The following is a 14117-nucleotide window of genomic DNA, read 5'->3' as shown; positions in this document are numbered from 1 at the left end:
TCACGGCTGCGGCACGCTGCATGGGCGGGAGCGTAGCCGGGGCGGTTCCCGAGGGCATCAGAGTTTCCGGAGCGAGAGGCGCTGGACCTTGTGGTCCGGGCCCTTGCGGAGGACCAGGGTGGCGCGGCCCCGGGTGGGGGCCACGTTCTGGAGGAGGTTGGGGCGGTTGATGGTGTGCCAGGTGGTACGGGCGTACTCCAGGGCCTCCTCCTCGGAGACCTGGGTGTACTTGCGGAAGTACGAGGACGGGTCCTGGAACGCGGTCTCGCGGAGCTTGCGGAAGCGGTTCAGGTACCAGCTCTCGATGTCCTCGGGCCGGGCGTCCACGTACACGCTGAAGTCGAAGTAGTCGGCGAGCGCGACCCTCGTCCTGCCGTCCTTGCCGGGCAGGGCGGGCTGGAGGACGTTCAGGCCCTCCACGATCAGGATGTCGGGGCGGCGCACCGTCAGGAGCTCGCCGGGGACGATGTCGTAGATCAGGTGCGAGTAGACGGGCGCGGTGACCTCGTCCCTGCCCGCCTTGATGTCCGCGACGAACCGGGTCAGGGCCCGGCGGTCGAACGACTCGGGGAACCCCTTACGGGACATCAGGCCGCGCGCGATCAGCTCCTTCATCGGGAGCAGGAAGCCGTCGGTGGTGACCCGTTCCACCCTCGGGTGCTCCGGCCAGCGGGCCAGCAGCGCCTGGAGGAGGCGGGCCACCGTCGACTTGCCCACGGCCACGCTGCCGGCCACCCCTATGACGAACGGCGTGCCGCGCTGCGCGCCGTGCCCGTTGCCCGCGTCGCCGAGGAAGGTGTTGAGCGCCCCGCGGAGCCCGTCCGTGGCCTGTACGTAGAGGTTGAGGAGGCGGGAGAGCGGCAGGTAGACGTCGCGGACCTCGTCCAGGTCGATGACGTCCCCGAGCCCGCGCAGCGCCTCGACCTCCTCGGCGGTGAGCGGCAGCGGCGTCTTGTCGCGGAGCGCGCTCCACTCGGCGCGGGAGAGGTCGACGTACGGGGTCGGTCCGGGCTCACCCCTGCGGGGGGCGCCGGGCGGTGGCGGAATGATCACTGAGCCATTGTGGGGGAGCGTGTCCGATTGTGGCGGGTGTGTTACGTCACGCCCCCCGAGCCCCGACGCGGGCCCGCGCTCCCCGCCAGCCACCCTCCCTTGTGTGACGATATGTCAGCAATTCATCGGAAAAGGGAGCTTCGGAGGAGCGTTATGTGCGGAATCGTAGGGTACGTCGGCGGTCAGCCGGCGCTCGACGTCGTCGTCGCGGGGCTCAAGCGCCTGGAGTACCGGGGATACGACTCCGCAGGGGTCGCCGTCCTCGCCGACGGCGGGCTCGCCACCGCCAAGAAGGCGGGCAAGCTGCTCAACCTGGAGAAGGAGCTGGTGGAGAGCCCGTTGCCGGGCGGCTCCACCGGCATCGGCCACACCCGCTGGGCCACCCACGGCGGCCCCACCGACGCCAACGCCCACCCGCACCTGGACAACGCGGGCCGGGTCGCCGTCGTCCACAACGGGATCATCGAGAACTTCGCCGCCCTCCGCGCCGAACTCGCCGAACGCGGCCACGACCTCGGCTCCGAGACCGACACCGAGGTCGTCGCGCACCTCCTCGCCGAGGCGTTCTCCTCCTGCGACGACCTCGCCGAGTCGATGCGCCAGGTCTGCCGCCGCCTGGAGGGCGCCTTCACCCTCGTCGCCGTCCACGCCGACGCGCCCGACGTCGTCGTCGGCGCCCGCCGCAACTCGCCGCTGGTCGTCGGGGTCGGCGAGGGCGAGGCGTTCCTCGCCTCCGACGTCGCCGCGTTCATCGCCCACACCCGCTCCGCCATCGAACTGGGCCAGGACCAGGTGGTCGAGGCCCGCCGGGACCCCAAGGGCGGCGGGGACGGCATCGGCGGCGGCCGCGGCGGCAGTGTTGATGTACTGGTCACGGACTTCCACGGCGCCCCGGCCGAGGTCCGCTCGTACCACGTGAACTGGGACGCCTCCGCCGCCGAGAAGGGCGGCTACCCCTCCTTCATGCTCAAGGAGATCGCCGAACAGCCGAAGGCCGTCGCCGACACCCTCCTCGGCCGGATCGACGCCGAGGGCGTGCTCACCCTCGACGAGGTGCGCATCCCCGAGCCCGTGCTGCGCGAGGCGGACAAGGTGGTCATCGTGGCGTGCGGAACGGCCTTCCACGCCGGGCTGATCGCCAAGTACGCCATCGAGCACTGGACCCGGCTGCCCTGCGAGGTGGAACTGGCCAGCGAGTTCCGCTACCGGGACCCGATCCTCGACCGCCGTACGCTCGTCGTCGCGATCTCGCAGTCCGGCGAGACGATGGACACCCTGATGGCGCTCCGCCACGCCCGGGAGCAGGGCGCGAAGGTGCTGGCCATCTGCAACACGAACGGCTCGACCATCCCCCGTGAGTCCGACGCGGTCCTCTACACCCACGCGGGCCCCGAGGTCGCCGTCGCCTCCACCAAGGCGTTCCTGACCCAGCTCGTGGCCTGCTATCTGGTCGCGCTCTACCTGGGGCAGCGGCGCGGCACGAAGTGGGGCGACGAGATCCGGGACGTCGTACGGGACCTGGGGCGGATCGCGGCGGACGTGGAGCGGGTGCTCGCCACGATGGAGCCGGTACGGGCCCTCGCGCGCACCCTGAAGGAGAAGCGGACGGTCCTCTTCCTGGGCCGCCATGTCGGGTATCCGGTGGCGCTGGAGGGGGCGCTCAAGCTCAAGGAACTGGCGTACATGCACGCGGAGGGGTTCGCTGCGGGCGAGCTGAAACACGGCCCGATCGCGCTGGTCGAGGAGGACCTGCCGGTGGTGATCGTCGTACCGTCGCCCCGGGGACGCTCGGTGCTGCACGGCAAGATCGTCTCGAACATCCAGGAGATCCGGGCCAGGGGCGCCCGCACGATCGTGATCGCGGAGGAGGGGGACGAGGCGGTGGCACCGTACGCGGACCATCTCATCCGGATCCCGGCGACGCCTACGCTGCTCCAGCCGCTGGTCGCCGCGGTGCCGTTGCAGGTGTTCGCGTGCGAGCTGGCGACGGCCCGGGGCAACGAGGTCGACCAGCCGCGAAATCTGGCCAAGTCGGTCACAGTGGAGTGAGTGAGGGAGAGGCGCGGAGTGATTATCGGGGTGGGTATCGACGTGGCCGAGATCGACCGGTTCGGGGAGTCGCTGCGGCGCACCCCGCACCTGGCCGACCGGCTCTTCGTCCCGGACGAGCTGCTGCTCCCCGGCGGCGAGCGGCGCGGCACGGCCTCCCTGGCGGCGCGGTTCGCCGCGAAGGAGGCCCTGGCGAAGGCGCTCGGCGCGCCCGCCGGGCTGCGCTGGACGGACGCGGAGGTCTACGTCGAGGAGTCCGGCCGGCCCCGGCTCCGGGTGACCGGCACGGTGGCGGCGCGCGCCGCCGAACTGGGCGTACGGAGCTGGCACATCTCCCTCAGCCATGACGCGGGGGTGGCCTCCGCCGTGGTGATCGCGGAGGGGTGAGGACGGGGAGAGGGAGGACAGGGAGGGCGGGCGCCGGGAGGGCGCGTACGGGGAGGGCGGGCGCCGGAGGGTGATCGCGTACGGGCACGGGGTAGCCATCGGGGGCACGGGCCGGGGCCGGCGCGGCCCGGGACCCGACCGAACTCGGCAGGAACTCGGCAGAGAGCAGACAGGGCAGAGCAGATGCGTACCGCCTACAGCGTGGAGACCGTGAGAAACGCCGAGCGCGAGCTGATGGCGCGGCTGCCGGAGGGCGCCCTGATGCGGCGCGCCGCCGCCGGTCTCGCCGCCGCCTGCGCAGGGCTGCTGGGCGATCTGCTCGGCCGGGTGTACGGGGCGCGCGTCGTCCTGCTCGTCGGCAGCGGCGACAACGGCGGCGACGCCCTGTACGCCGGCGCACGCCTGGCCCGCAGGGGCGCCGGGGTCGCCGCCGTCCTGCTCGCCCCCGACCGCGCGCACCCCGGCGGTCTCGCCGCGCTGCGGGCCGCGGGCGGCCGGATCGCGGAGGACCCGTACGAGATGCTGGCCGCCGCCGATCTCGTCCTCGACGGCATCACCGGCATCGGCGGCCACGGCGGGCTGCGCCCGGACGCGGTGCCGCTGGTACGGGCGGCGCGCGGCAGCGGCGCCGTGGTCGTCGCGGTGGACCTGCCGAGCGGCGTCGAGGCGGAGAGCGGGCAGGTCGAGTCGGCGGAGCGGGCGGTACGGGCGGACGCGACGGTCACCTTCGGCGCGTACAAGCCGGGTCTGCTCGTCGACCCGGCGCACACACACGCGGGCGCGCTCCGGCTGATCGACATCGGCCTCGGCCCGTATCTGCCCTCCGTACCCGACCTGGAGGCGCCGCAGCACGCGGACATCGCGCGGCTGCTCCCGGTGCCGACGGCGGAGAGCGACAAGTACCGGCGCGGCGTCATCGGCATCGTCGCGGGCTCCGCGCGCTATCCGGGCGCGGCGGTCCTCGCGGTCTCGGGCGCGCTGCGGGGCGGCGCGGGGGCCGTACGGTACGTGGGCCCCGGCAGCGAGCCGGTCCTCGCCCGCTTCCCGGAGACCCTGGTCCACGAGGGCCCCCCGTCCGACGCGGGCCGCGTCCAGGCATGGGTGGTCGGCCCCGGCCTCGGCGAGGGCTCCTGGGCCCGCTCGGCGGTGGCCGAGGTCCTCGCCTCCGACGTCCCGGTCCTGGTCGACGCGGACGGCCTGCGCCATGTCACCCCGGAGGCGCTCCGCCCCCGTACCGCCGAAACCCTCCTCACCCCGCACGCGGGCGAGGCGGCGGCGCTGCTCGGCATCCCCCGCGCGGAGGTGGAGGCGGCCCGCCTGGCGGCCGTACGCGAACTGTCCGCCCGGTACGGCGCCACCGTCCTCCTGAAGGGCTCCACCACCCTGATCGCCACCCCACCGAAGCCCACCCCCGCCACCCCGCCACCCCCGGTCCGCGTCAACCCCACCGGCACCCCCTGGCTCGCCACGGCCGGCTCCGGCGACGTCCTCTCCGGCCTCGCCGGCGCCCTCCTCGCCACCGGCCTCCCGGCCCACGACGCCGCCACGGCCGCCGCCTACCTCCACGGCCTCGCCGCCCGCCTCGCCGCCCGGGGCGCCCCGGTGGCGGCCGACGACGTGGCGGCGGGGCTGGGGGAGGCGTGGCGGAACGTGGTGGGGGACGGCGGCTGACGACGCGGGGCGCGGCGGGGCCGGGCACGGTGCGGGGGCGGACGGCCCCGGCCGGATCTGACCGGTGCCCCGCGGAGCTGAGAGACTGGCTCCGATGACCGGAAACATGCAGACCTCGGCGGCGCTTCGGGCGCGGGCCGAAGTCGATCTCGCGGCCCTGCGGGGCAATGTGCGCGCGCTGCGTTCCCGGGTGGGGGACGGGGTCGCGGTGATGGCTGTCGTGAAGTCGGACGCGTACGGGCACGGCGCGCTCCCCGTCGCGCGGGCGGCCCGCGCCGCCGGGGCGGCCTGGCTCGGGGTGGCGACGCCGCACGAGGCGCTGGCGCTGCGGGCCGCCGGGGTCGGGGGGCGGATGCTCTGCTGGCTCTGGACGCCCGGCGACCCGTGGCGGGAGGGGATCGAGGCCGATCTCGACATGGCCGTCAGCGGGCTCTGGGCGCTGCGCGAGGTGACCGCAGCCGCGCGGGCGGCGGGCCGGGCAGCGCGGATCCAGCTCAAGGCCGACACCGGGCTCGGCCGCAACGGCTGCCAGCCCGCCGACTGGCCGGAACTCGTCTCCGCCGCGCTCGCCGCCGAGGCGGCCGGCGAGGTCCGGATCACCGGGCTCTGGTCCCACTTCGCCTGCGCCGACGAGCCCGGACACCCCTCCATCGCCGGGCAGTTGGACGTCTTCCGGCAGATGGTGACGTACGCCGAGAAGGCGGGCGTCGAGCCCGAGGTGCGGCACATCGCCAACTCGCCCGCCGCCCTCACCCTCCCCGAGTCCCACTTCGACCTCGTACGGACGGGCATCGCCCTGTACGGCATCTCGCCCTCCCCCGAGATCGGGGTTCCCGAGGACTTCGGGCTGCGGCCGGTCATGACGCTCTCCGCCTCCGTCGCCCTGGTCAAGCAGGTGCCCCCGGGCCACGGCGTCAGCTACGGCCACCACTACGTCACCCCGGCCGAGACCACGCTCGGTCTGATCCCGCTCGGCTACGCCGACGGCATCCCCCGGCACGCCTCCGGGCGCGGCCCCGTGCTGGTCGGCGGGGTCCGCAGAACGGTCGCCGGGCGGGTCGCCATGGACCAGTTCGTCGTCGACCTCGGCGGCGACACGCCCGAACCCGGCACCCCCGCCGTCCTCTTCGGCCCCGGCGACCGGGGCGAGCCGACGGCCCAGGAGTGGGCGGACGCCGCCGACACCATCGCGTACGAGATCGTCACCCGGATCGGCACCCGCGTGCCGCGCGTCTACGTCGGCGAAGAGCCGCGGGAGCGGGCGGACGACGAGAGCACGACGACAGCATGACGGGGGAGCACCGTGAGTGAGGACCGCAGTTGGCGCAAGGCGGGGATCGCGGGCGCCGCCATCGGCGTGATCGCGGCCGGGGCCGCCGCCGGTGTCGCGATCGAGCGGATGACCGTCGGGCGCGGCATGCGCCGCAAGGCGCGGCTCGCGCTGGACTCGGCGGGCCCGTACGGCGCCCTGCGCGGCACCCCCGGCAAGGCGGTCGCCGACGACGGTACGGAGTTGTACTACGAGGTCGACGAAGTCGACGAGACCGGAGCGGCCGGGGATGCCGGGGCGGCCGGGGCGGCCGGGGCGGCCGGTCCGGGGACGTCCGGCGGGCGGCGGCGCCGGCTCTTCGGGCGGAAGCGGCCCGCGCCCGTCACCGTCGTCTTCAGCCACGGCTTCTGCCTCAACCAGGACGCCTGGCACTTCCAGCGCGCCGCCCTGCGCGGCCTCGTCCGCACCGTCCACTGGGACCAGCGCAGCCACGGCCGCTCCGCCCGGGGCGTCGCCCAGCTCGCCCAGGGGCCGGCGCGAGGTCCCGTACCCGGGCCCGCGCAGGACCCCGTACCCGTCACCATCGACCAGCTCGGCCGCGACCTGAAGGCCGTCATCGACGCCGCCGCCCCCGAGGGCCCGCTGGTGCTGGTCGGCCACTCCATGGGCGGGATGACGGTGATGGCGCTGGCCGGCCAGTTCCCGGAGCTGATACGGGAGCGGGTCGCCGGGGTCGCCTTCGTCGGCACGTCGAGCGGGAAGCTCGGCGAGGTCACCTGGGGGCTGCCCAGCGTCGGTGTCACCGCCCTGCGCACCGTGCTCCCCGGCGTGCTGCGGGCCCTCGGCTCCCAGGCGGAGCTGGTCGAACGCGGTCGGCGGGCCACCGCGGAGATCGCCGCGGGCCTCGTCAAGCGGTACTCGTTCGGCTCGAAGGACGTGGACCCGGGCGTCGCCCGCTTCGCGGAACGCCTCATCGAGTCCACCCCGATCGATGTCGTCGCCGAGTTCTACCCGGCCTTCACCGAACACGACAAGACGGCCGTCCTGCCCGTCGTCTTCCGGGACATCCCCGCGCTGATCCTGGCGGGCGAGAAGGACCTGGTGACCCCCAGCACCCACAGCGAGGTCATCGGCGACCTGCTCCCCGACGCGGAGCTGGTCCTCGTCCCGGACGCGGGACACCTGGTGATCCTGGAGCACCCGGAGGTCGTCACGGACCGCCTGGCCGACCTGCTCGTACGGGTCGGGGCGATGGCGGCCCGTACGGGCTGACCCGCACCGGCCGAGGGGCCCCGTACGGGCTGACCCGTACGGGCCGGAGCGGCCCGTACGGCTACCGTGGGGACGTATGGAAGCTCCCCGCCCCACCGGCACCACCCCCCGTACCGCAGGCACCGCCACCCGTACCGTTCTCGCCGTCGACTCGCCCGCGCGGATGACGGCCCTGGGCCTGCGCCTCGCCGCCCTGCTCCGCCCCGGCGACCTGGTGATGCTCACCGGCGAACTCGGCGCGGGCAAGACGACCCTGACCCGCGGTCTCGGCGAGGGCCTGGGGGTACGGGGCGCCGTCACCTCCCCGACCTTCGTGATCGCCCGCGTCCACCCCTCCCTGACCGGCGGCCCCGCGCTGGTCCACGTCGACGCGTACCGGCTCGGCGGCGGTCTCGACGAGATGGAGGACCTGGACCTCGACGTCTCGCTGCCCGACTCGGTGATCGTCGTGGAGTGGGGCGACGGCAAGGTGGAGGAGCTCTCGGAGGACCGCCTCCATGTCGTCATCGAGCGCGCCGTGGGGGACGCGGGCACCATGGCTGCCACGGATGCCACGGACGCCACGGATGCCCCGGACGGCGACGACCGCCGTACGGTCACGGTGACCGGCCTCGGGCCCCGCTGGGCCGACGCCGACCTGACGGTCCTGGCCCCGTCCGCCTCGTAGCGGCCCGTACGGCCGCCCCACCCGGTGCGGCCGCCCGTTTCCGACAAGCCGTCGGCAAAATGTTGCGCGGGCCCCGCCCTGCGTGGTCCCATGGAAGGGAGATTTGGTTAGGTCTGCCTAACCGTGCCTGCCCCCGGAGCCTCAGGAGGCACCCATGCAGCCGCCGTCCGTCCCCATGAAAGACCTGCTGGCGTCCTGCGCGGCGGCAGCCGCCGTCTCCACCCCGCCGGCCGCCCCCGGAGCGGACGCGGAAGCCGGCCAGGCGTCGCGGGAGGCGGTGGAGCTGGAGGTGCTCCGGGAGAGCGGCGCGGACGGCGAGGGCGGCGAGAGCGGCGCGGACACGGAGGGGCCGGAAGGTACGGAAGGCCCCGCGGGTCCGCGGGGACAGCGATGCGGCGCCGCGCGGGAGCGCGACGCCGCATAGGGCACATCCGTTCGTACGTGTTCGCCCGTACGTCTCCGTGCGGGCGTATCCGCGCGGCCGTTTCCGCTCGGGCGCTACGGCACGACCTGCACCGCCGAGCCGACCGTCGCGAACGTCCACATCGCGTTGCCGTCCGCCACCTTCATCCGCACCCCGCCCGTCTTCAGCGTCGGGTCAGGGCTGGTCAGCGTGCCGTCCACGGCCGCGCTGAACCCGATCGTCACATTGTCGACGGTGGCGAAGCGCACCACATGCTCGATCCGGACCCCGTCCGAGCCGGTCACGGAGCCGGAGCGCGAGGTCACGGTGTACGCGCCGGGGTCCGGGCTGACCGTGCTCGGCATGACCCCGAAGGTGTGCGTCGCCCGGCCCTTCTCGTCCACCAGCCACACCCGGCGCTGGGCCAGCGCGTAGACGACCCGTTCCCCCGTACCCGAGTCGGCCGGCAGGGCCAGCGGGTCCTTCGGCTTCTGCGCGGGGGAACCGGCGGAGGGGGCGGAGCTGCTGGAGCTGGGGGAGGCCTTCGAAGGCTTGCCCAGGGTCTTGGGGACGTTCGCCGATGCCTGGAAGGCGAGGAAACCGACCACGGCGACAGCCGCTGCGGTGAGCCCGGCCACGATTCCCGAGCTGCTCCTGGACACCTAGATCCACCTCTCGTACGTATGACTCCGTGGTGACGTTAGCAGCAGCCGGGTGACGGGGCAGGGCGCCGTGCCCCGGCCGTGGGAGCCGTAGGCTGTTTGCGTGCTTCTGCTCGCCGTAGATACCGCCACGCCCGCCGTCACCGTTGCCCTCCACGACGGTTCCGCCGTCCTGGCCGCCGAGCGCCGTACCGACGCCCGCCGCCACGGGGAGCTGCTGCTGCCCGCCGTCGACCGGGTCCTCGCCCGCGCCGGACGGAGCCTCGACGCCGTCACGGAGGTGATCGTCGGGGTCGGCCCAGGACCGTACACCGGACTGCGCGTCGGACTCACGACGGCACTGACGTTCGGCTCGGCGCTCGGCGTGCCGGTGCGCGGCCTCTGCTCGCTGGACGGCCTCGCGTACGCCTCCGGCCTGGACGGGCCCTTCGTCGTCGCCACGGACGCCCGCCGCAAGGAGGTCTACTGGGCGCGGTACGCCGACTTCCGTACGCGGCTGACCGAGCCCGCGGTGGACCGCCCCGCCGAACTCGCCGAGCGGTGCGCGGGGCTCCCCGTGGTCGGCGCGGGGGCGACGCTCTACCCGGACGCCTTCCCGGACGCGCGCGGCCCCGAGCACCAGTCGGCCGAGGCGCTGGCGGAGCTGGCGGCGGAGCGGCTGGCGGGGGGCGGGGAGTTCCTGGATCCGCTGCCGCTCTATCTGCGGCGGCCGGACGCGCAGGTGCCCAAGAACTACAAGGTGGTCACCCCCAAGTGACGGCCTCATCCGCCTCGTCTGCCTCTCCCGCCGCTGTCGTCCTGCGCGAGATGCGCTGGTGGGACATCGAACCGGTGCTCGCCCTCGAACGCGCCCTCTTCCCCGAGGACGCCTGGTCACCGGGGATGTTCTGGTCCGAGCTGGCGCATGCGCGCGGCCCCCGGGCCACCCGGTACTACGTGGTCGCGGAGACGGCCTCGGAGCCGACGGGGGAGCGGCGGATCGTCGGGTACGCCGGGCTCGCCGCCGCGGGCGGCCTCGGCGACGTACAGACCATCGCCGCCGCCCGCGACCACTGGTCCACCGGCCTCGGCTCCCGGCTCCTCACCGACCTCCTCCAGCGGGCCACCGCCTTCGAGTGCGCGGAGGTCCTGCTGGAGGTACGGGTCGACAACACGCGGGCGCAGCGGCTGTACGAGCGCTTCGGCTTCGAGCCCATCGGCTTCCGGCGGGGCTACTACCAGCCGGGCAATGTCGACGCGCTCGTCATGCGCCACCGCGCCCAGGACACCGCCCAGGACACCGCTCAGGACAGAGAAACCCATGATGGTGCGAGAGAGACGGCAGGGAACTGAGAACCATGGCTGACGAACCCCTCGTTCTCGGCATCGAGACCTCCTGCGACGAGACCGGTGTCGGCATCGTGCGCGGGACGACGCTCCTCGCCGACGCCGTCGCCTCCAGCGTGGACGAGCACGCGCGCTTCGGCGGCGTCGTCCCGGAGGTCGCCTCGCGCGCGCACCTGGAGGCGATGGTCCCGACCATCGACCGCGCCCTCAAGGACGCCGGGATCGCCGCCCGCGACCTCGACGGGATCGCCGTCACGGCGGGCCCCGGACTGGCCGGGGCGCTGCTGGTCGGGGTCTCGGCGGCCAAGGCGTACGCGTACGCGCTCGGCAAGCCGCTGTACGGCGTCAACCACCTGGCCTCGCACATCTGCGTCGACCAGCTCGAACACGGGCCGCTCCCCGAGCCGACGATGGCGCTGCTGGTCAGCGGCGGGCACTCGTCGCTGCTGCTCGCGCCGGACATCACCAGCGACGTACGGCCGATGGGCGCGACCATCGACGACGCGGCGGGCGAGGCGTTCGACAAGATCGCGCGCGTGCTCCATCTGGGCTTCCCCGGCGGCCCGGTGATCGACCGGCTGGCGCGCGAAGGCGACCCGGCCGCCATCGCGTTCCCGCGCGGGCTGACCGGGCCGCGCGACGCCCCGTACGACTTCTCCTTCTCCGGGCTGAAGACGTCCGTGGCGCGCTGGATCGAGGCGAAGCGGGCGGCGGGCGAGGAGGTGCCGGTACGGGACGTGGCGGCCTCGTTCCAGGAGGCGGTCGTCGACGTGCTGACGCGGAAGGCCGTCCGCGCGTGCCAGGACGAAGGCGTCGACCATCTGATGATCGGCGGCGGGGTCGCGGCCAACTCCCGGCTGCGCGCGCTCGCCGAGGAGCGGTGCGAACGGGCCGGCATCCGGCTGCGCGTGCCGCGCCCGGGGCTCTGCACGGACAACGGGGCGATGGTGGCCGCGCTGGGCGCCGAGATGGTCGCCCGGGGCCGCGCGGCCTCGGACTGGGGCCTCTCGGCGGACTCCTCGCTCCCGGTCACGGAGCCGCACGTACCGGCCGTACGGAAGGATCCGCAGGACCCCGGCCACGACCACGGCCACGGCCACCCGCACGACCACGACCACCTGCACGAACTGGCGAAGGACAACCTCTACTCATGACCGCCGCCTCATGACCGTCGCCCTGATGTGGGAAGCGAAGGCCGCCCCCGGCCGGGGCCCCGACCTGCTGTCCTGGGCTGCCGCACACACCCTGCCGGCCACCCCGCTGCGCCGCGAACTCCTCCGCGCCCCGGGCGACCGGGTCCTGGTCATCACCTGGTGGGCGGCCGCATACGACGCCGAACTGCCGGAACTCCCCGACCCGGCCCCGGACCTGACCGCCCGCCCGGTCCACCGCTGGCGCTTCGAGGCGGTCGACCCGGCCTGACCCCCGTCCGGGCCGGGCCGATATTCAGGGATTCAGGAGCACGGAGGTGTCGAGGGAGGGATAGGGCGTGGGCAGCGGCAGCGAACGCCCCAGTTCCACTTCGACTTTGGTCGCGTAGTGCGCTGTGGCCGGATCGTCGCCCGGCACCGGCTCGGAGAAGGCGTACGCCTTGCCTTCCTGACGGTGAATGAGGACATAAACCGGGATGCCGACACCACCGTCATCCCCTCGAAGTACTCGGGCCGAATCGGCGTCTCCGACGCTTCTTCGCACGCGATCAGTAGATCGACGGGGTCCTGCCTCAGCTCGTTCACCGGCTCGATGCTGGGGCATGATCGCGTACGTCCGTGGCCCTTTCCCGGGAAATCCCCCGAACGGGAACCCCGCGCTCGCCCCGCTACCGGCGGAGCGGCAGCCGGTTCAGCCCGCGCAGCAGGCCGGGGCGCCAGTCGGGGGGTGCGGCCTCGTCGGCGAGGGTCAGGTCCGGGAAGCGTTCCAGCAGCGTACGGAGGGCTATGGCGCCCTCCAGGCGGGCCAGCGGGGCGCCCAGGCAGTGGTGGATGCCGTGGCCGAAGGAGAGATGGGCCCGGGTGGCGGCCGGGTCGCGGTGGATGTCGAAGCGGTCCGGGTCGGGGAAGCGCTCCGGGTCCCGGTTGGCCGCCGCGATCGAGAACATGACGGGCTCGCCGGCGGCGATGCGTGTCCCGGCTCCGGTGCCGACGGGGCCGGCGGGGCCGCCAGGGCCGGCGGTGCTGCCAGGGCCGCCGGGGGTGCCGAAGTCGACCGGGGCGGCGGTGTGCCGGTACGACGTGGCCTGTACAGGTGGCTCGTACCGCAGGGTCTCCTCGATCGCCCCGTCCAGCAGCGTCCAGTCGGCACGGAGCGCGGCGAGCTGGTCGGGGTGGCGCAGCAGGTGGTGGACGGCGCTGGAGATCAGGTGCGCGGTCGTCTCGTGCCCGGCGACCAGCAGCACGAAGGCCATGCCGAGCAGTTCCTCGGTGTCGAGCGCCCCGTTCTCGTCCTCCGCTCCTCCGGCGGAGTGGATCACCGCGTGCAGCAGATCGCTCTCCGCCGCCCCGGCCGGGAGCGCGCGCTTCCGCTCGATGAGGCCGAGGAAGTACGCCGCCATCTCCTCGTTGGCCCGCTGCCCGGCCGCCGGGTCCGTCGGGTCGACCACCGCCGCCGACCAGGCCCGGAACGGCCCCCGGTCCGCGACCGGCACCCCCAGCAGCTCGCAGATGACCGTGACGGGGAGCGGGAAGCCGTACGCGTCCACCAGATCGAAGACCCGGCCGTCCCGCTCCACCGCGTCCAGCAGGCTGTCCGCGATCTCCTGGACGCGCGGGCGGAGCGCGCTCACCCGGCGCGCGGTGAACTCCCGGGCCACCAGGCGGCGCAGCCGGGTGTGGTCGGGCGGGTCGACCTGGAGCATGTTGCGGCCCACGGCATGGCCGCCGTCGCTGGTCCAGGAGGCGGAGTGGCGGATGTCGTTGCGCAGCCGGCCGGTGTCGGTGAGCCCGGCGCGGATCGCGGCCCCGTCGGTGACCAGCCACTGCGGGGCGCCGAGGGGGAGGCGTACGGGGTGGACGGGGCCGGTGGCGCGCAGCTCCGCGTAGCGGGGGTACGGGTCGGCGGTGAAGCCGGGCCAGTCGCCGAGGGCGAGATCCTCCGCCCCGGCGTCCTCGGCGCGCACCCCGTCGCCCGCGCCCGCGTCCGCGCTCGCGTCCTTGGGAGGGGGAGGCGTGGGGGTGGTGGAGCCGGTAAGGCCAGTGGAGCCGGTGGGGTCGGTGGGATGGGTCGGCATGGTGGCGGCCTCCTGGGTCCGGTCCGTCCAGCGGGAACCATGAAACGGGGAGTCCTCCCCGTTTCCTCTCCGCCCGGACGATAGCAGGAAATGGGGAGTACTCCCCGGTTATTCTCGGCGCGGTACGGTAC

The 14117-nt window shown here is 74.1% G+C and carries 15 protein-coding genes; 11 read left to right on the top strand and 4 right to left on the bottom strand.

Features of this window, described 5'->3' with window-relative positions:
• Positions 1–57: 57 nt before the first annotated feature.
• Positions 58–1050: a type I pantothenate kinase gene (coaA, locus tag AB0O07_RS24430; RefSeq protein ID WP_365636834.1), complete on the bottom strand. Its 993-nt coding sequence runs from the start codon at positions 1048–1050 to the stop codon at positions 58–60.
• Positions 1051–1206: 156 nt separating this feature from the next.
• On the opposite strand from coaA, the gene glmS reads away from it, so the two are divergent.
• The 7 genes from glmS to AB0O07_RS24395 all read left to right on the top strand — a co-directional run bounded on the left by glmS (position 1207) and on the right by AB0O07_RS24395 (position 8793).
• Positions 1207–3102, top strand: a complete 1896-nt coding sequence (gene glmS, locus AB0O07_RS24425; RefSeq protein WP_365636683.1) for a glutamine--fructose-6-phosphate transaminase (isomerizing) — start codon at positions 1207–1209, stop codon at positions 3100–3102.
• A gap of 18 nt (positions 3103–3120) precedes the next feature.
• A complete protein-coding gene (locus AB0O07_RS24420; RefSeq protein ID WP_365636681.1) occupies positions 3121–3489 on the top strand; it encodes a holo-ACP synthase in 369 nt (122 codons plus the stop codon).
• Positions 3490–3672: 183 nt separating this feature from the next.
• Complete coding sequence (locus tag AB0O07_RS24415) at positions 3673–5160, top strand: NAD(P)H-hydrate dehydratase (RefSeq protein WP_365636680.1); 1488 nt, start codon at positions 3673–3675, stop codon at positions 5158–5160.
• A gap of 106 nt (positions 5161–5266) precedes the next feature.
• Entirely contained in the window at positions 5267–6451 is a 1185-nt protein-coding gene (gene alr / locus AB0O07_RS24410) for an alanine racemase (protein WP_365636831.1), read from the top strand.
• Positions 6452–6463: 12 nt separating this feature from the next.
• Complete coding sequence (locus tag AB0O07_RS24405; RefSeq protein ID WP_365636677.1) at positions 6464–7702, top strand: alpha/beta hydrolase; 1239 nt, start codon at positions 6464–6466, stop codon at positions 7700–7702.
• Between the two features lie 76 nt (positions 7703–7778).
• The gene (tsaE, locus tag AB0O07_RS24400) at positions 7779–8369 is read left to right on the top strand and encodes a tRNA (adenosine(37)-N6)-threonylcarbamoyltransferase complex ATPase subunit type 1 TsaE (protein ID WP_365636675.1); all 591 of its coding nucleotides are present in this window, start codon (positions 7779–7781) and stop codon (positions 8367–8369) included.
• 154 nt (positions 8370–8523) lie between these two features.
• Complete coding sequence (locus AB0O07_RS24395; protein WP_365636673.1) at positions 8524–8793, top strand: hypothetical protein; 270 nt, start codon at positions 8524–8526, stop codon at positions 8791–8793.
• A 74-nt stretch (positions 8794–8867) separates the two neighbouring features.
• Here the strand turns inward: AB0O07_RS24395 and AB0O07_RS24390 are convergent, their stop codons facing one another.
• Positions 8868–9434 carry a hypothetical protein gene (locus AB0O07_RS24390; protein WP_365636670.1) on the bottom strand — a complete coding sequence of 189 codons (567 nt, stop codon included), beginning with the start codon at positions 9432–9434 and terminating at the stop codon, positions 8868–8870.
• A 103-nt stretch (positions 9435–9537) separates the two neighbouring features.
• Here AB0O07_RS24390 and tsaB point away from each other — a divergent pair, with 103 nt between their 5' ends.
• From tsaB to AB0O07_RS24370, 4 genes are read left to right on the top strand one after another with little or no spacing between them, the layout of a single operon-like run.
• On the top strand, positions 9538–10191 hold the full coding sequence (gene tsaB / locus AB0O07_RS24385) for a tRNA (adenosine(37)-N6)-threonylcarbamoyltransferase complex dimerization subunit type 1 TsaB (protein ID WP_365636667.1): 654 nt from the start codon (positions 9538–9540) through the stop codon (positions 10189–10191).
• Positions 10192–10241: 50 nt separating this feature from the next.
• Positions 10242–10766 (top strand): ribosomal protein S18-alanine N-acetyltransferase, encoded by a 525-nt coding sequence (gene rimI, locus AB0O07_RS24380; RefSeq protein WP_365636830.1) that lies wholly within the window; start codon positions 10242–10244, stop codon positions 10764–10766.
• 5 nt (positions 10767–10771) lie between these two features.
• Entirely contained in the window at positions 10772–11914 is a 1143-nt protein-coding gene (tsaD, locus tag AB0O07_RS24375; protein WP_365636666.1) for a tRNA (adenosine(37)-N6)-threonylcarbamoyltransferase complex transferase subunit TsaD, read from the top strand.
• Between the two features lie 10 nt (positions 11915–11924).
• Positions 11925–12182 carry a hypothetical protein gene (locus AB0O07_RS24370; protein WP_365636664.1) on the top strand — a complete coding sequence of 86 codons (258 nt, stop codon included), beginning with the start codon at positions 11925–11927 and terminating at the stop codon, positions 12180–12182.
• A gap of 24 nt (positions 12183–12206) precedes the next feature.
• Here the strand turns inward: AB0O07_RS24370 and AB0O07_RS24365 are convergent, their stop codons facing one another.
• Entirely contained in the window at positions 12207–12455 is a 249-nt protein-coding gene (locus AB0O07_RS24365) for a hypothetical protein (RefSeq protein ID WP_365636661.1), read from the bottom strand.
• A 124-nt stretch (positions 12456–12579) separates the two neighbouring features.
• Positions 12580–13986 (bottom strand): cytochrome P450, encoded by a 1407-nt coding sequence (locus AB0O07_RS24360; protein WP_365636659.1) that lies wholly within the window; start codon positions 13984–13986, stop codon positions 12580–12582.
• Positions 13987–14117 lie beyond the last annotated feature (131 nt).

It is taken from the genome of Streptomyces sp. NPDC093085 (assembly GCF_040683935.1).
Lineage (GTDB): Bacteria > Actinomycetota > Actinomycetes > Streptomycetales > Streptomycetaceae > Streptomyces.
This window is presented reverse-complemented; position numbering and strand designations above follow the sequence as displayed.